Consider the following 17,198-nt stretch of genomic DNA (forward strand, 5'->3'; position numbering starts at 1 on the left):
TTCATCTAACTTGCTGCTGGCCGCTGCACTCATCTCATCAAGCTTATTACTTGTAGATGCATGCACTTCATCTAACTTACTGCTGGCCGCTGCGCTCATCTCATCAAGCTTTTTATTTGTGGATGTATTCACTTCATCTAACTTACTGCTGGCTGCTGAACCCATCTCATCAAGTTTTTTGTTTGTAGCTGAATGTATTTCATCTAACTTGCTGTTATTTGACGCACTCATCTCATCAAGCTTACTTCTATTAGTTTTATCCATATCTGCAAGTCTTTTCGAAGTCGCTTCAATAAGATCTTTTATATTTTTTTCCAGAACATCCACAGACTTGCTCATATCTGCTATAAAATGCTTATCGAGTTCAGAAAGCTTTGTAACAAGATCTGTATACTGTTTTAAGTTTTCATCTGTCATCTTTGCGTCATTGCTCTTAATTACATTTTTAATAGAATCCATAAGCTCTTTATTTTCAATCTGTGCTTGTGAATAATTATTCTCTATCTGATTAAATCTTTCGGAAACCTGGCTGAACTCCTTATTTAACCTATCTGCATTTTCACCTCCATTTTTCTCAATCATTTCCTTAATATTTTGAATCTGGCTGTCAGTCTTAACTACCTCACTGTGGAGCTCTTTTAAGCTGCCGCCAAGTGTAGTAACCTTCTCAGTTATTCGCTCATTTGTCTTATCTTCTTTTGTAAGCTCATAAAAAGAATCCAATCCATTTTTACCATCAACAATACTCTTATCAAGTTCCGTCAAATATTCATGAAGTTCATCAAGTTTTTCATTTGTAACTTCTTTACTTTCTTTCTCACTCTCTTTAAACTCCTCTTTTGCTGTTGCCATAGCTACCGGTGTACTGATATAGATCAATCCACCACACAGCAACAGTGCAATAATGACCGCAATCGCCACCACAACGGTATCATGTCTCTTAAGCTTTTTTAGCAAAAGCTTAACAGAATTGTTTTGTTTGTCCCATTTGCCTCTAAAAATCATAACAATGTCCCTTTCTGTAATTGCTCGCAAAAAGGCACAGATACGCCCAATGCAAGCGTTGTTAATAAAAATAAGTGGAAAATCACCGGAAGAATTTCCGTGATTTATGTCAGCTGAATGCCGACAAAGGAACATTATACACAAATCATATCAGAATGCAAGAACAATTTTAATTTAAACAGAAACCTTTATTCTTTTGACGATTATAGCGCCGATAAGTCCTATAAGTAGACCGCTGAGGATACCTGAAAGCCAGAGAACGGGAAGGTACCAGATGATTGCTTTGGTGTTTAAAAGAAGCATCGCAGCAAGGATCTGACCGATGTTATGAGTGATGCCGCCTGCCACACTCACTCCTACTGTACTGAATTTGTCAGTCTTTTTAAGGAGTATCATTACCAGTGTGCTGAGCATTCCTCCTGCAAAAGAAAAAGCGAAGCTCATAAGAGTACCAAATAATAGCGAAACTGCAATGATTCTTACAATATTGATGAAAATGGCGCTTTTGTTTCCCATTTTGTAAAGCGCAACAATTACAACTATGTTGGTAAGTCCCATCTTAACTCCGGGAATGGCCACGAAGGCAGGAAGTTGCATCTCTACATAGCTTAGTATCATTGCAAGTGCAGCCATAACTCCATATGTAGCTATCTTTTTTGTTTTGTCCATCCTTATCCCCTAACAACACTTAATCTCTGATTTAACCAACTATTGCATCGAACTCTTTTGGATCACTTTCATTGTCATCTCTTATTTCCACAACAACTCTATTTGGAAGGCATATGATTGACTGACCCTGACTACTTATCTTCCCCATGTGAACGCATAAAAGGTCAGGGCATGAAGCTTCAGTAAGGCAAGCCTCACCATCCTTAATCACAAGGTAGTTGGTGCCACCTTCATACCCTTCTATCTTAAACTCAAGATCTTCATCCAAAGTGAAAGTATATTTTTCTACACCATCTACAGATACCACAACTGTCTTTCCGGTCTTTTCCGTAAGCCTGACCCCCAGTGCTATGATAGCTGTAATAGCTAAAAGTCCGATTATAAGTATGATGTCATAGCGAATTTTGCTCTTATTTTTCATCACAGATTCCCAACTTGCCCAATTTTCCTATATTTTCTCACAACTAAACTTTAGCAATTTATTTTTCACATGTCAAAAAAAGCTGCCCTTGGCCATACGCAAGTATGACAAGGGCAGCTTATGCAATATCAAATCTTTATGCCTTTGGTTTCTCATAATAGAATGAGTTCTTACGGATAAAGCCGATATCCTTATAGTTTACGATCTGCTCTGTACTTCCGATAAAGAGGATTCCTCCCGGTGTAAGGTTAGCATAATATTTTCTGAAAATGTCATCCTTTGCTTCTTCTGTGAAGTAGATCAGAACATTTCTACATACAATGAGGTTACAATCCTTTGGATATGGATCTCTTAAAAGATCTGCCTGCTTAAATGTAACTCTTGATGTGATCTCACTTGAAACCTTCATTCTTCCGTCAGGAGTCTCTGTAAAGTATTTCTTCTTAAACTCCTCAGGTACATTTGCAATTTCCTTTTTATCGTAAATAGCAGCCTTAGCCTTTGCAAGAACTACAGCATCAAGGTCAGTTGCATAGACATTGATCTGATTAAGAGGCACATGCTTGGAAAGAAGCATAACGATCGTATATGGCTCATCACCTGTAGAGCATGCAGCACTCCAGATTTTTAATTTCTTTCCAAACTTACCCATAAGTTCAGGAACCATTTCTTTGTCCATCAGGTTCCACTGATCCATATTTCTAAAGAATTCAGAAACATTGATTGTAAGGTAAGTAACAAAAGAATCAAGGGCTTCTCTGTCCTTCTTTATAAGAGCCAAAAAGCCATCATATCCCTTAACCTCATACTTTCCGATAAGAGTATCAATTCTTCTCTTCATCTGTTTTTCTTTATATGCATTAAGGTCAATCTTAGTCAGGTCATATACGCCCTTTTTAAACCACTCATAATCATATTCCATAGATAGGCTTCCTCCTAGTAAATGTTTGTAATACCGTTTCTTACTAAATTGTATATTAGATATATTTTTATGTAAAATGAAATTATTCTAAAGATACAGTTAAAAAATAGAGAGTCGCTCGCGACTCTTCGCGCCCGAGCGGTATTGCGAAGCAATTAATTTCATTGCCGCGAGGTGCGCATCCTTAGCGGAGCGTTTTTTTTATCATAGGAAAGCAATTTCCTATGATATAAAAAAGGACTGTGGTATAAGCCACAGTCCCTTGAAAATTTTATCTGATTAGTTCTCTTCGTTCTGCTCAGCGATTACTTTGTCGATATCAACTGAAACAACGTCTCCATCTTCAACTGCTTCTTCGTTAGATTCTGGAGCAAACATAGCCTTGATTGAAAGGCTGATTTTCTTCTCTTCCTCGTTGAAATCTACAATCTTAGCTTCAACTTCCTGGCCAACCTTAAGTACATCTGCCGGCTTCTCAACATGCTCTTTAGCAATCTGAGAAACATGAAGAAGTGCATCGATACCAGGCTCAAGTTCTACAAAAGCACCGAAGTCTGTCATTCTTGCAACTTTACCCTTTACGATGTTACCTACAGCATATTTTTCTGTAGCATCCTTCCAAGGATTCTCGTTGTCGAACTTTCTTGAAAGAGCAATCTTGCTACCATCGATAGACTTAACAAGAACCTTAACTGTGTCGCCAACCTTAAATACTTTCTTAGGGCTTTCAACGCGTCCCCAGCTCATCTCTGAAATGTGAAGAAGTCCATCTGCTCCGCCAAGATCGATGAATGCACCGAAATCTGTAACATTCTTAACAATACCGTCAACAACGTCACCTGCTTTGATAGAATCAAAAAGCTTCTTAGCTGCTTCAGCCTTTTCAGCTGTAACAAGCATTCTTCTGTTTCCAATATATCTTCTTCTCTTAGGATTGTACTCAGTTACAACGAATTGAATTTCCTGATCCTGATACTTTGAAAGATCTTTCTCATAGCTATCAGAAACAAGGCTTGCAGGGATGAAGATTCTAACTTCATCAACTACTACTGTAAGTCCGCCCTCAAGTACCTGAACAACCTTAGCTGTAAGTACTTCTTTATTGTTGTAAGCTTCCTCAATTCTCTTGTTGCCTCTGTCGATGGCAAGTCTCTTGTATGAAAGAATAACCTGTCCGTCTGCGTCGTTGGTCTTAAGGACCTTAACATCCATTGTGTCACCAACTTTAACGACGGTTGTAAGGTCAATGCTGTTGTCGTTACTGTATTCGTTCTTTGTTAAGATACCGTCGGACTTGTAACCAATGTTAAGGATTATCTCGTCAGGCTTAACGTCAATAACAGTTCCCTCAACAACCTCCCCTGTGTGAATTGTTTTGAACGATTCGTTAAGCATCTGTTCAAAAGTTTGTTCTGACATAATTCTGAACCTCCTCAATAATGTTCTTTGGGGTTGATGCCCCGGCGGTAATCCCTACAAGCTTGATGTCATGATTTGTATTAAAATGCAAGTCTTCCAGGGTTTGAATAAAATATGTCTGCTCACATTTCTGGCTGCATATGTCATACAGTTTCCTGGAATTAGAACTATGAGCGCCTCCGATGACTATCATGGCATCAACCTTGGTTGCAATTTCCTCAGCTTCTGACTGACGTTCGTCGGTTGCATTACATATAGTATTCACAATATTAATATTGTAACCGTTATTTTCAAAGATTTCAACGGTTTCTTGAAATTTATTCTTGTTAAATGTAGTCTGCGACACTAATGTGTATTCAAGTTCCCTGTCTTGGCTGAAATTTTCTGCCTCTTTTGGAGAGTCAACAACAAACACCGGACCTCTCGCATAGCTGACAATTCCCTCAACCTCTGGGTGATTTGCACTCCCCACTACTATAATGCTCTTTCCCGCCTTACTCTCTTCATCCACAATTTTATGGATTCTTTTCACAAAAGGGCAGGTTGCATCGATAATATTTAGTCCTGTCTCTACAATCTTCTGATGCACTTCTTTGGTAACACCATGTGATCTTATTACTATTGTACCACTTTTAACGTCATCAAGTTCGTCAATTGAATTTATTACTTTAACACCTTTTTTCTCAAGGTCACCGACAACAATCTCATTGTGGATAATAGGTCCGTATGTATAAATATTCGTGTCTTTACCATTTTTAATCTGATCATATACAGTTTCAACCGCCTTTGTAACACCAAAGCAAAAACCTGCATGTTCAGCAACAATGACTTCCATATTCAGATTGCCTTTCTGTATAAATCAATAATTGTCTTTGCAACTTCATCTATTGTCATATCGGAAGAATCTACCAATGTGGCATCGTCAGCCTGCTTTAGAGGGGATATCTCTCTGTGCATGTCTCTGTAATCTCTCTCTATGATATCTTTTTCAATAACATCGATATCGCACTTTTCTCCCTTTGCAGTGAGTTCTTTGAATCTGCGCTCAGCTCTTACTCTTGAACTTGCTGTAAGGTAGACCTTTACATTAGCATTTGGGAGCACCACTGTTCCTATATCCCGGCCATCCATTACCACATCAGCTTCGCTTGCAAGCTTTTGCTGCAGCTCCACAAGTTTTCTTCTGACATCTCCATTTACAGAACTGGCAGAAGCCATATTTCCGACCTCTTCTGTTCTTATTTGTCCGTTTACATTTTCTCCGTTTAAAAAAACAACCTGTTCGCCATTTTCATGTCTGATAGTAATATCAGCGCTATCACAGGTCGCACTGATTTTGTCAGATTCCTCTGCCTTAATTCCGTTTTTTAACATATACAAAGCCATAGCTCTGTACATAGCCCCTGTATCAACATAAATAAAGCCAAGTTCAGCTGCTACTTTCCTTGCTATTGTACTTTTACCTGCTCCTGCCGGTCCGTCTATCGCAATCTGCTTACTCATAAATAAAACTCCTTACATAAAAATCTAAAAAACTGCTCATGTATTACATTGCAGCACTTTCACCCGCAAGATGTCCCGTTGACCAGGCAACCTGAAGATTAAATCCGCCGGTTTCAGTATCTACATCAATAACTTCTCCCGCAAAATAAAGGCCTGAAACAAGCTTGGACTCCATAGTGGAAGGATTTATCTCTTTTACATTAACTCCGCCCTTTGTAATAATAGCCTCATTAAATCCTCTTGTCCCGGTAATTGTCATTGGAACACTCTTAATAAGTTTCACAAAAGCTATTCTTTCCTCTTTTGTAATTTCATTAACCTTCTTTTCGGGATCGATTCCCGACAACTTTATCATAACCGGAATCATTTTTGAAGGAAAAAGACCTCCTAAAATGTTTTTAAAACTCTTATTAAGTCCTTCCTCAAAATCCCTCAAAACTCTCTTGTCCAATTGTTCCTCATTGAGAGCCGGTTTAAGATCAAGGAATAGTTCATATTGCTTTTCTTTATCATAATAGCAGCTAACCGTCAGAACAAGAGGACCACTGATACCAAAATGAGTAAAAAGCATCTCTCCAAAGCCGTCATATACCGGCTTTCTCTTTTTAGCTGTTCTGCTATCAATGGTGAACATTTTAAGTCCAACATTTTTAAGCGACAACCCCTGAAGATCCTTGCACCAGCTTTCCTTTATTTCAAACGGAACAAGTGAAGGGGATGGTGTTACAACGCTGTGTCCCAATTCCCTTGCAAATCTGTAACCATCACCTGTTGAACCGGTTGAAGGATATGACATTCCTCCGGTACATACAATCACAGAATCAAACTCTTCTCTTGTAATCGGATCATCAAAAGATGAGTAAGTCACTGCGCTAACATGTCCTCCTGATGCTTCAACAGATAAAACAGTTGTAGAAAATAACACCTGCACTTTTGCTCTTTTTACAGCATCAAACAAGGTCCTTATTATGTCCGAAGAATGATCAGATACAGGAAAAACTCTCTCTCCTCTCTCAATTTTCAGATGGCAGTTGTTATTTTCAAAAAAATCCATTACTGCACTATTATCAAAGCCATAAACAGCACTGTACAAAAATCTCGCATTTCTGTGAACAAAGTTAAAATAATCCTCTACAGCGCAGGCGTTGGTCACATTGCATCTGCCTTTGCCTGTGATATAGATCTTCTTTCCGGGTTTTTCATTTTTTTCAAAAATAGTGACGCTGCTGCCGCCAGAAGCTGCAGAAAGCGCCGCCATCATACCAGCTGCACCGCAGCCAATAATTGCAATTTTTTTCATTAAATATCCTCTTGCTCTGACTCATTTGACCTGTTCTGAAGCGGAAGTCCTATCATAGGCGCATCAGAAGCAAAATCTATCTCATCATTTAAATATACCTGGTAATTATTCCAGGATTCTTCCAACATTTTAAGGTTTGCTTTCACGTCAGCCGGTCTTCTCATACAAAGAGCAACAACCAGCGCATTTATGACACTGAGTGGTGCCACAAGTGAGTCAACAATTGATGCCATCTCACTTTTGGCCAAAAGATTACATGAAGAATACAAATTCATAGGTGAATGAACTGTATCTGTGATAGTTATAACCTTGGCATTTCTGTCATTGGCAAACTCCATGCATTTCAGAGTCCTCATGGAATACCTCGGAAAACTTATACCTATTATGCAGTCCCTGTCATTTATTCTTATCATCTGCTCGAACATTTCAGTAACACTTGTAGTTTTTATAAGAATATTATTACCTCGTATAGTATTCAGGTAAAAATGCAAAAAGTCTGCCAGGGGCTCACAACTTCTAAGTCCCACAATATAAACAGTCTTTGACTTCAGGATAATATCAACCGCTGTTTTAAAAGCTGCCACATCCATATTGTTTATAGTGTATTCAATATTAGAAATATCCGACTGCAGAATAGTCTGTAGTATTTCGCCGTCACTACTTCTTCCAAACTTGCGACCAACCTTTTCAACCGAACCGAATTTGTCGCTTACCCAAACCGAAAGTGCCTTTTGGAACTGAGGATAGCCCTCATATCCAAGGCTCATGGCAAATCGTACAACTGTAGATTCGCTCATTCCAACTATCTTACCAACCTCTGCTGCTGTCATAAAAACAGCCTGTTCATAATGATCGCAGATATAAAGTGCAATGGACTTCTTGCCTTTACTCATCTTGGGATAACATTCATTTATTCTGGTGATCACATCAACATCTTTTTCGAACTTCATAAACCAAATGCCTTATATGCTGACTCAAGCATCTCTACTGAAGCAGCTTCATCAAGATCGTAATCACCTGTTACAGCCATGCATGCTGCGCCGTGAATAAATATCCACATATGCATAAAGAGCTGCTGCGCATTCTTAGCCCCCATGCTCTGAGCCTTGCCAATCTCCTTTACAACATTCTCTGCTGATCCATTTACAAGATCATACATACTCTTTGTGTCCTTATCCTTTTCAGAGATAAAAAGAAGTCTGAAAAGATGTGGATATTTCTGTGCAAAACCAATATACGCAAGTCCAAGGTCAACAAATGGTGTCTCATGAGTCTTGGCACTGTCATTATAATAATCCTCGTAATATGCTGCCGCTTTATTATAAACGTCTATCTTAAGTGCATCCATATTCTCATATATACGGAAAATAGGCTGTGTTGAGCATCCTGCCTGCGCCGCAAGCTTTCTGGATGTAATCTGCTCAAAGCCCTCTTTTCTTGTTATCTTAAATGCCGCATTTACGATTTCTTTTTGTGTTATGGTTGCTTTTCTGGACATGGTATTCCTCCCCCCAACAGTAAAATAATTATGTTATTTAAAAGAGCACGCGTTATTATTTTACAAAATGAAAAAGGCTGTGTCAATCACAGCCCTTTCCTGACTTTGCGCTATTTATCAGCACATTTTTTACTTGCAAAAACTTATTTCGATCATCAAATTTCCTCAACATAACTTACAAAATCAAGTTCTGTCAGGGCATTTAGCACTTCTTTATGCGATCTCTTCCTGTCAAAATCAATGTCTACGATAAGCGCAGCATCTGATGAAAGAAGAGTCTTTTCCTTGCTCTTTGTCATGCTGCTGACTTCAAAGCCCTGTTCTGATATCCATTTTGAGAGTTTTTTTACACCTGCATTTTTGTTCACCTCGATGTAAAGGCTTAAGTACTTACTGTATTCTTCAACTACTTTACTAAGCTGCATAAGGATAACGTTAGCTATCATTATCAGTATGAAACAAACAGTGCCAACTACCAGGTAGCCTCCGCCAATTGCCATTCCCATGCATGCTGTTACCCAAAGAGTTGCTGCAGTTGTAAGTCCCTTTATCTGTTTACGCCCCGTAACAAGGATAGTTCCTGCTCCCAAAAAGCCTATGCCGCTCACAACACCTGCAGGGATTCTGCTGGTATCAGCTGAAAGTCCGGGTATCATAGCAAGATAGATGTTTAGCGCCGTGGTAACAGCACTTCCAAGACTCACAAGCGCAAATGTCTTTATTCCTGCGCTATGTCTTTTTACAACTCTCTCCCATCCTACAAGGCATCCGAAGAGCGTTGCCAAAATAAGTCTGATTGCTACCGCAGCATCGCTTGTTCCCTCTAAAAATTCAAGTACAGTCATTCCGTTCATAAAACTCACTCCATTCCCCATAAAATAATATCCAAAAGATATTTTGATAATAATTATAATACATACACTAAAGCCCGGAATCTATTTCATTCTTTGCTGTATTTATAATAATTATTCTCACTTTTTGTTTTTTATGTACTCAGCTCCTCTTTACATTGGCGCCAGTATAAACCAGCCAAATTGTCCAAAGCAAATTTCTTCTGTATGATTATCATTTTTGTGATAAAATAAAATTGTATTTTTATTACGTATTTGTTTTTCAAAATTCTCAGGAGACCAACTTTGGACTCAAGTAAAACTAATAATGCTGATTTTGAAAAATACATTTTAGATAACCTGGACAGGGCTTTGGATGAAGAATGGATAAAAGCTTACCATCAGCCCTTGATTCGCGCTGCAAACGGCAAAGTTTCCGACGAAGAGGCCTTTGCACGATGGGAAACACCAGATGGTGATATCTATCCCGCTTCTCTATTTATCCCTATACTTGACAAGCATAATCTGACCTATAAACTAGATCTTTACATGGTAAACCGGGTTTTGGAAAAGTTAAAAAGCCAGGCATCACATGATCTTTTTATTGTTCCCGAATCAGTAAATCTATCCGGGACAGATTTTAAATGCTGTGACATGGTATCTGAGATCATAAAGCTTGTTGATAAGTCAGGGCTTTCAAAGGAAAAGTTCTGCATTGAACTGTCTGAAAAGGATATTTCTTCAGACATGGATTATTACAAAGATATCATAGATAGCTTCAGGTCAGCCGGCATCAAAGTCTGGATGGATAACTATGGAAGTGGCTATGCTTCTCTTCTGATCCTGTTAAAGATTCATTTTGACCTGCTTAAAATAAACGAGGCATTTACTCATCTGATCGGTAAAGATGAGGCCGGACAAATACTGCTTACTGAGGTTGTAAAGACAGCTCTTTCACTTGGAACAGATACTGTTGCTCAAGGAATTGAAACAAAAGAACAGGCGGACTTTTTGACAGAGATAGGATGTACCAAGCTTCAGGGTTTCTACTACATCCATCCTATATCCCTGGCAGAGATTGTCGAAAGAAACGAAAAAGGCATACAGATAGGGTTTGAGAATCCTGAAGAATCATCCTACTTTGAGCAGGTAGGAAAAATAAACCTCTATGACCTGTCGCTTTCGCAAAATGATGACAAGACTTTTACGGATTATTTCGATGTTACTCCTATGGTGATTTTTTCCATAGGTAAAGATAAAGCTACATTTGTCAGATGTAATAAGAGTTTCCGCAGTTTTATATTAAAAAAATTTCCTGAGTTCAGTGCAATAAATGAGATCGACTATTCTTCTGTCAAGCCGGGAGTTGGTTATTACTCCTTCAAAGCTGCCATACAGTGCGCAGAAGATGGAAAAAGAATAATAATTGATGACAGGATGAATGACGGAATGATCGTTCAGCTGCTCATGTTCAGGATTGCAGTAAATCCTGTTACCGGTGACGCAGCTGTTGCCACAGTAATTTTGTCTGTTTCTGACCCCGACAGTAAGAACTCACTGACTTACAACTACATAGCAAGAGCACTCAGCGGGGATTATATAACACTATTCTTTGTGGATATGGATAACGATTCTTTTACCGAGTATTCTCCCCACGGCGAGAGTGGCGATATATCTTTTGAAAGAAAAGGCTCTAATTTCTTTGACCTGGACAAGGCCGACTTTGATCCTCCGATCATTGAAGAGGATAAAGAACAGTTCAAAAAATTGTTCACGAAAGAAGTAGTAGCAAGCGAACTTGAAAAGAGTGGAATATATTCCGTTGTTACAAGAATGCTTATTAAGGGTGTCCCGACCTTTGTCACTGTTAAAGCGGTAAAAGTTAAGGGAAAAGGAAACCATGTAATTATCGGCATTAACAATGTTGATACTCAAATAAAAGCCCGTGAAGTCCTTGAGCATGCAAAAGAAGAAGAAATAATATACTCCAGGATTGGCGCTCTATCAGGCAATTACATATATATTTTCTCTATTGATCCTGTTACAGGTCACTATAAGAAATATATTCCAACAAACAAACGTGTTGCCTCAGAGCTTCCTGAAGAAGGCTATGATTTCTTTGGGGATATGATAAAAATCATTCCTAAAGTTGCATATCCGGATGATGTGGATGGCATATTATCTGCTTTTACCAAAAAAAAGGTGATGAAACATGTACGGTCTGCCGGTGTTTTTGAACACCGTCACAGGCTTTTATATGGTGATTCCTTTATATATGTTGCCATGAGAGCTGTTATGGATAAAAAAGACGGAGAGGAAAAGCTGGTCGTCGGCGTTCTTGATATTGATGAAGTTGTACGACGAGAGCAGGAATACAACGAAAATCTTTATGCTGCAGAAACCAAAGCCATCATCGATGAGCTTACGGGCGTAAAGAACAAACATGCATATGTCGATACCGAGCTCATGATGAATGAAATGATTTCAGACGGCACCATCGAAGATTTTGCCCTTGCGGTATTTGACTTAAATGGTCTCAAACAGGTAAATGATACTTTAGGTCATCAGGCCGGTGACGAATACATCCAAAAAGGCTGCTCGACCATTTGTAGATATTTCAAGCACAGCCCTGTATTTAGAATTGGTGGTGATGAATTCGTAGCAATAATCCAGGGTCTGGACTACCTTAACAGTTCATCTATAATGACCAAACTAAAAAAGCACAACATCAAAAATCACTACAAGGGGGACGTTGTTGTTGCAGCCGGTCTCTCTAAATACACGAAAGGCGACAGAACACTATCCCAGATTTTTGAGCGTGCTGACAAAGAAATGTACAAAAACAAAAACGAGATAAAGCAGTACAAAAAATAAACTACTTTTATATAAAAAAGAATGTCGCTTGCGACATTCTCGCGCCGAGCGCGGTTGCATTTATGCAACATCTTCCACTCGCGCGAGTGCGCTTCCTTAGCGGAGCGATTTTTAATATCATAGGAAGCAATTTCCTATGATATTAAAAGATCGGTGGTCATTTAGACCACCGATTAAAGAATAAAACTATTAAATTACTCGCTTTTGTCTTCCTTCATTGTCTGCTGACCACTATTTCTTATCATATTGATTCCTTCAATGGCGACCTGATAGATCATAGCCATCTCACGGGAAGCAGGGTCATTGTAGCTGCATTTAGACTTAAGAGTTTTAAAATGCTGCTCAGCCTTCTCAATTACAGGCTTTGTGATCATTATTCCATCGCAATACAGCGTTCCTGTCTGAGCATCATATTTTGAATCTTTATATTTTGTCTGTGCAAAATCCCCTGCACCCATACTTGCTGCAAGCTGATTGATAAGTTCTTCTCTACCTGACATTAAAATCCCCTCCTGTTTCAAAAGATTGCATTTTTCTTTAAAAAGTAATCATATTATAACGCAACGCCACTGATATCATTAATAAAAAACTGTAAAATCTAAATCGTAACAATTAAATCTACAATTAATGTATTGTAATCATGCCCTTCATCCAAGCAATTCAAGCAGCTCTTCTTTGGAAAGTTTAGGCGTACTCAGAGCATCAGAATTAAGAAGCTGATCAGCAAGCTCTTTCTTCCTATTCTGGAGATTTATTATTCTCTCCTCAATTGTATCTTTCATAACAAGCTTATACACAGTAACCACATTCTTTTGACCTATTCTGTGGGCTCTGTCCGTGGCCTGATTCTGAACTGCCACATTCCACCAGTGATCGTAGTGAATAACTATGTCTGCTGCCGTAAGATTAAGTCCCGTTCCACCCGCCTTTAGCGATATGCAGAACACAGATGTATCATCTTCCTGGAATGCATCCACCATCTTTATTCTATCTTCTTTTTTAGTTGCCCCCGTCAAAAGATAATGCTTTATATCCTCTTTAACAAGCCTTTGCACAAGTCTGTCCAGCATTGACGTAAACTGTGAAAATAAAAGAACTTTGTGTCCGCTTTCAGCCGCACTTTTTATCATTTCGATCACAAGATCCACTTTAGCCGCGCCACCATCGTAATTATCATAGATCAGTCCCGGATCACAGCAAAGTTGCCTAAGTCTTGTAAGTTCAGCCAAAATAGCAATTCTGTCTCTTGTAACTTCTTTTTCATCTTTAGAATTAACTAAGAGTTTTACCCTCTGAACGTGGGCTCTGTAGAGTTCTTCCTGAGGCTTTGTCATCTGAGTGACAATGGTTTCCTCAAGCTTATCCGGAAGGTCTTTTAACACATCCTTTTTTAGGCGCCTTAAAACAAATGGAGAAATCATCCTCTTTAGACGCTCCATCTCTTCGCTATCACCATCAACTGTAACCGGAATCTCAATTCGCTCCTTAAAGCTCTTATAGTTAAAAAGATATCCCGGCATACAGTAATCAAATATGCTCCAAAGCTCGCTCAACCTATTCTCTATAGGAGTTCCGGTAAGAGCCACCTTAAACAAGGCTCTTATACCTTTTACAGTTTTTGCAACCTGAGTGGTTGGATTTTTGATAAACTGAGCCTCATCAATTATCATGCACTCAAAAGACAGATATTTATAAAGCTCCGCATCACGTCTTAAAAGGTCATAAGAAGTTATGATAATATCTGTTTTTTCCTCGTCTATCTCAGATGTAATCCTCTCCCTGTCAGGCTTTATGCCTACAGCAAGTTCGCACTTTAGCTGAGGTGTAAACTTTTTTATCTCATGCTGCCAGTTATACACAAGGGACGCCGGGCACACTATGAGACTGCAGTGATGTTTATTACTGCTCCTTTCATTGTCTTCTTTTATGGACAAAAGAAGCGACAATATCTGCAAAGTCTTTCCAAGCCCCATATCATCGGCCAATATTCCACCAAAGGCATTTCTCTTTAATGCCTTAAGCCAGAAAAATCCCGTCTTTTGATAGTCTCTAAGTACTCCCCGAAGACTTTCAGGTACCGTAAACTCTTCTTCATAATCACCGGCAAAAGAGTTTACAAGGTTCTTAAAATCCCTGCTCTTACTGATATAGCTATAGTCAAAATCCTTGCTCTGATCAGAGAGTTCCTCCAAAAAAAGTGCCCGAAACCTGGGGACCGCAACATGCCCCTCTTCAAGGTCCTTTTTGGATAGCATAAGGCCATCGGAAAGAGAATAGATAACTCCCATTTCCTTGCTGGCAAGGTCAATTACATCCCCGTTTTTAAGCTTAAAAAACTTCCTTTTTCTGTCATATTTATGAAGTATCTCATCCAGTTCTTTTACTGAAATATCCTCCGGTTTTATAGATACTTCCAAAAGATCTGAAACAAAAGAAACGCCGAAATTCACCTTGGGCGCAGCTTTTATATTTATCTTGTGAATGGCATCTGAAAGATATACCTCGCAAAGTCTTTCAAGCTGTGGAAGGCTTTCAGTCAGAAAACCATATATTTTATCTTCGCTGTGATTATCAGCCTTTAGCAAAAGAAGTCCTTTTTTTGTATCAAGTTCATCAAAGAACGGGCTTATACTTCTGGCTGTCTGATTCTCCTGATACATGTCTCTTTTTATCTTTATTTCTTTTTCTGATTCCTTATCCGAAGCACTCTCCGAATAATCCGTTGCAAATATATGATAGATCTCTTCATTTATGGTATCGGCATTATATACCGCCTGAACATCACAAGAAATCGTAAGAGAGTCCGGCATATCCACATATATCCTGAACTTAGGCACATCAGGCGAATACCTTGAGGGATCAAATCCATCAAAGCTCACATTCATATATTCCTGAAGAACCGGTAAAAGACCTGTTGTGAAAAGAGTCAGATCTTTTTCCGCGATAAAAAGCTCGTTGTCTGTTCTTCTTGCAGAAAGGAAGTTTAAGAAAGGCAGTATCTGCGCCACATCCTTTCTTGGAATCACATGGATCTTTTTGCGCCTCTCAAAATAAATGTTGGAATGCCCTTCAAACATGGTAAAAGAGCTGGTTTCAAAATTCACTCCGGTTGCAGCCTTCTCGATATTTAGATCAATTTCAGGGAATACTATGGCCTTTTGAAGGAGCCTTTCTTCTGTGAAATGGGCTCTGAAATCTGCGTTCAAAAAATAGAGTTCATCAACAGAATTCATGAACTCATCTATCTCGACTCCGGACAGTTCAATCTGCTTGCTGTGCCCTTTACCATATGGATACAAGGATGCATTTTTTTCTCTGAAATAATCATTTAAAAACTCAATTATCCTCTGAGTTTTATCTGAAAATGCTGCCATGTCATGGGTAAAGGTAAGATGCTTGCCATAGCTTACTGTCTCTCTTTCAGCCACAGCAGTAACGAAATCTGAAATATCTTTTAAAACATAACTTACTCCCCCTGCACTGCAAATATTAAAACTAAGCTGCATCTTGTCCCTGTTATAGGAAACATGGGGCTCAAGCTCGACAAGCGCAGTCTTTTTGTACATTGCAGGTGAAGTACTTTCAGGCGAATATGCCTTTAGAAGTTTCTTGGTCTCAAATGAAGTGTAATGGTACTCTTTTGGAGCATCAGAAATAAACCGTCTCCCTGAGGCGGTGACAAATGTGCTTCTTAAATTATCATCTTTACCATTAATATTCATATCAATACTTAATTATAGCACAGCAAAGCCCTACTTTCCTCAAGTAGGGCTAATATGTGATTCTTTTTGAATAATAAGCACACCGGTTATTTTGCTGATAAGCCTTTTGTAAGCTGTATTTAGTATCTCCAATGATAAGCCAAAGCATATGACAAGAGATAGCATAGCTGCAGCAGCCACGTTGCTCCAGGTATTTGAAAAAGATAATACCTTACTCTGGCCTACAGCCTTGATTACAAATATATGGACAAGATAGATACAAAGACTGTTTCTCCCCATTATTGTAAAAAAGTACTCTTTTGAAGGCATAAGGCCTATGAGGCTAAAAGTAATGATAAATGCCAGTACCATCATGATAATTCTCATCTCAATTCCGGCTGCATTGCTAACCTTAGTTGATGAATAAGACTGGATATACTCATACATCTTAACCGGAATGATATGCTTATAGTATAGCGTTGTTGTTAATACTATACTTCCTATTAGTGCCAAGGCCAAATACAGCTTTTTTATCTTCTCTATCCATTTGAAAGAAAATTTGTATCCTATCAGAAAAAAAGTAAAAAAGCACACTGCCCTGGATATAGACATAAATCTGTCAGCATTTGGACATGTCCCTATGTAAAGTGTAAAAAGAATTGAAAGAGGCACTGCAAACCTTATACCGTCAATCGCTCCTACAGATATTCTCCAAAAGCACAAGCACAACAGATACCAGTAAATAAGCTGTGGAAACAGGAAATTAAATGGTGAATCCACGTGCCAGGGAGAGATTGCAAAAAGCGTATTAAATATCAGATATGTTACAAGGTATTTGACAACAACTTCTGACACAGAGCTTTTTGATCTGCTGGCAAAATACCCTGAAATAAAAACAAAAGCAGGCATATGGAATGAATAGATAACTGCTCTTAACGCTCCATATGTGTCATTAACTCCATATAAATATTCCAAAGAATGCCCTAGAACGACAAGGAATATTAACAAAGCCTTTATATTATCAAATTTAAAATCTCTTTTCATAACTTCCCCTTA

General features: G+C 38.7%; 15 protein-coding genes. 1 reads left to right on the forward strand and 14 read right to left on the reverse strand.

Going from position 1 to position 17,198, the window contains the following annotated elements; genetic code table 11:
- From BM146_RS19335 to BM146_RS03940, 11 genes are all read right to left on the reverse strand, one after another.
- Positions 1-1,005, reverse strand: a 1,005-nt coding sequence (locus BM146_RS19335) for a hypothetical protein (RefSeq protein WP_207649892.1), incomplete at its 3' end; no start/stop codon positions are given.
- Between the two features lie 174 nt (positions 1,006-1,179).
- Positions 1,180-1,674 carry a Gx transporter family protein gene (locus BM146_RS03895; RefSeq protein ID WP_074884638.1) on the reverse strand — a complete coding sequence of 165 codons (495 nt, stop codon included), beginning with the start codon at positions 1,672-1,674 and terminating at the stop codon, positions 1,180-1,182.
- A 31-nt stretch (positions 1,675-1,705) separates the two neighbouring features.
- Complete coding sequence (locus BM146_RS03900) at positions 1,706-2,095, reverse strand: NusG domain II-containing protein (RefSeq protein WP_074884642.1); 390 nt, start codon at positions 2,093-2,095, stop codon at positions 1,706-1,708.
- Positions 2,096-2,231: 136 nt separating this feature from the next.
- A complete protein-coding gene (locus tag BM146_RS03905; protein ID WP_074884645.1) occupies positions 2,232-3,017 on the reverse strand; it encodes a CheR family methyltransferase in 786 nt (261 codons plus the stop codon).
- Between the two features lie 279 nt (positions 3,018-3,296).
- Entirely contained in the window at positions 3,297-4,436 is a 1,140-nt protein-coding gene (gene rpsA / locus BM146_RS03910) for a 30S ribosomal protein S1 (RefSeq protein WP_074884648.1), read from the reverse strand.
- Positions 4,417-5,271: a 4-hydroxy-3-methylbut-2-enyl diphosphate reductase gene (gene ispH / locus BM146_RS03915; RefSeq protein WP_074884651.1), complete on the reverse strand. Its 855-nt coding sequence runs from the start codon at positions 5,269-5,271 to the stop codon at positions 4,417-4,419. The genes rpsA and ispH overlap by 20 nt, the downstream gene beginning before the upstream one ends.
- 2 nt (positions 5,272-5,273) lie before the next feature.
- Positions 5,274-5,939 carry a (d)CMP kinase gene (gene cmk / locus BM146_RS03920; RefSeq protein ID WP_074884655.1) on the reverse strand — a complete coding sequence of 222 codons (666 nt, stop codon included), beginning with the start codon at positions 5,937-5,939 and terminating at the stop codon, positions 5,274-5,276.
- Between the two features lie 43 nt (positions 5,940-5,982).
- On the reverse strand, positions 5,983-7,239 hold the full coding sequence (locus BM146_RS03925; protein ID WP_074884657.1) for a BaiN/RdsA family NAD(P)/FAD-dependent oxidoreductase: 1,257 nt from the start codon (positions 7,237-7,239) through the stop codon (positions 5,983-5,985).
- Positions 7,239-8,189, reverse strand: a complete 951-nt coding sequence (locus BM146_RS03930) for a MurR/RpiR family transcriptional regulator (RefSeq protein ID WP_074884660.1) — start codon at positions 8,187-8,189, stop codon at positions 7,239-7,241. Before BM146_RS03930 ends, BM146_RS03925 begins: the two co-directional genes overlap by 1 nt.
- Positions 8,186-8,737, reverse strand: coding sequence for a TetR/AcrR family transcriptional regulator (locus tag BM146_RS03935; protein ID WP_074884662.1), 552 nt, complete (start codon positions 8,735-8,737; stop codon positions 8,186-8,188). The genes BM146_RS03930 and BM146_RS03935 overlap by 4 nt, the downstream gene beginning before the upstream one ends.
- A 155-nt stretch (positions 8,738-8,892) precedes the next feature.
- Entirely contained in the window at positions 8,893-9,591 is a 699-nt protein-coding gene (locus BM146_RS03940; RefSeq protein ID WP_074884665.1) for an MgtC/SapB family protein, read from the reverse strand.
- 282 nt (positions 9,592-9,873) lie between these two features.
- On the opposite strand from BM146_RS03940, the gene BM146_RS03945 reads away from it, so the two are divergent.
- The gene (locus BM146_RS03945; RefSeq protein WP_074884669.1) at positions 9,874-12,441 is read left to right on the forward strand and encodes a bifunctional diguanylate cyclase/phosphodiesterase; all 2,568 of its coding nucleotides are present in this window, start codon (positions 9,874-9,876) and stop codon (positions 12,439-12,441) included.
- A 194-nt stretch (positions 12,442-12,635) separates the two neighbouring features.
- On the opposite strand, the gene BM146_RS03950 is transcribed toward BM146_RS03945, so the two are convergent.
- From BM146_RS03950 to BM146_RS03960, 3 genes are all read right to left on the reverse strand, one after another.
- Complete coding sequence (locus tag BM146_RS03950; protein WP_074884671.1) at positions 12,636-12,941, reverse strand: hypothetical protein; 306 nt, start codon at positions 12,939-12,941, stop codon at positions 12,636-12,638.
- 147 nt (positions 12,942-13,088) lie between these two features.
- Positions 13,089-16,163: a DEAD/DEAH box helicase gene (locus BM146_RS03955; RefSeq protein WP_074884673.1), complete on the reverse strand. Its 3,075-nt coding sequence runs from the start codon at positions 16,161-16,163 to the stop codon at positions 13,089-13,091.
- A 39-nt stretch (positions 16,164-16,202) separates the two neighbouring features.
- Positions 16,203-17,186: an acyltransferase family protein gene (locus BM146_RS03960; RefSeq protein WP_074884676.1), complete on the reverse strand. Its 984-nt coding sequence runs from the start codon at positions 17,184-17,186 to the stop codon at positions 16,203-16,205.
- Positions 17,187-17,198: the final 12 nt, after the last annotated feature.

It is taken from the genome of Butyrivibrio proteoclasticus (genome assembly GCF_900115735.1).
GTDB classification, from domain to species: domain Bacteria; phylum Bacillota; class Clostridia; order Lachnospirales; family Lachnospiraceae; genus Butyrivibrio; species Butyrivibrio proteoclasticus_B.

Coding starts and splice junctions, on each gene's coding strand:
- BM146_RS03895 (WP_074884638.1), bottom strand. CDS start 1,674: ATGGACAAAACAAAAAAGATAGCTACATATGGAGTTATGGCTGCACTT.
- BM146_RS03900 (WP_074884642.1), bottom strand. CDS start 2,095: ATGAAAAATAAGAGCAAAATTCGCTATGACATCATACTTATAATCGGA.
- BM146_RS03905 (WP_074884645.1), bottom strand. CDS start 3,017: ATGGAATATGATTATGAGTGGTTTAAAAAGGGCGTATATGACCTGACT.
- rpsA (WP_074884648.1), bottom strand. CDS start 4,436: ATGTCAGAACAAACTTTTGAACAGATGCTTAACGAATCGTTCAAAACA.
- ispH (WP_074884651.1), bottom strand. CDS start 5,271: ATGGAAGTCATTGTTGCTGAACATGCAGGTTTTTGCTTTGGTGTTACA.
- cmk (WP_074884655.1), bottom strand. CDS start 5,939: ATGAGTAAGCAGATTGCGATAGACGGACCGGCAGGAGCAGGTAAAAGT.
- BM146_RS03925 (WP_074884657.1), bottom strand. CDS start 7,239: ATGAAAAAAATTGCAATTATTGGCTGCGGTGCAGCTGGTATGATGGCG.
- BM146_RS03930 (WP_074884660.1), bottom strand. CDS start 8,189: ATGAAGTTCGAAAAAGATGTTGATGTGATCACCAGAATAAATGAATGT.
- BM146_RS03935 (WP_074884662.1), bottom strand. CDS start 8,737: ATGTCCAGAAAAGCAACCATAACACAAAAAGAAATCGTAAATGCGGCA.
- BM146_RS03940 (WP_074884665.1), bottom strand. CDS start 9,591: ATGAACGGAATGACTGTACTTGAATTTTTAGAGGGAACAAGCGATGCT.
- BM146_RS03950 (WP_074884671.1), bottom strand. CDS start 12,941: ATGTCAGGTAGAGAAGAACTTATCAATCAGCTTGCAGCAAGTATGGGT.
- BM146_RS03955 (WP_074884673.1), bottom strand. CDS start 16,163: ATGAATATTAATGGTAAAGATGATAATTTAAGAAGCACATTTGTCACC.
- BM146_RS03960 (WP_074884676.1), bottom strand. CDS start 17,186: ATGAAAAGAGATTTTAAATTTGATAATATAAAGGCTTTGTTAATATTC.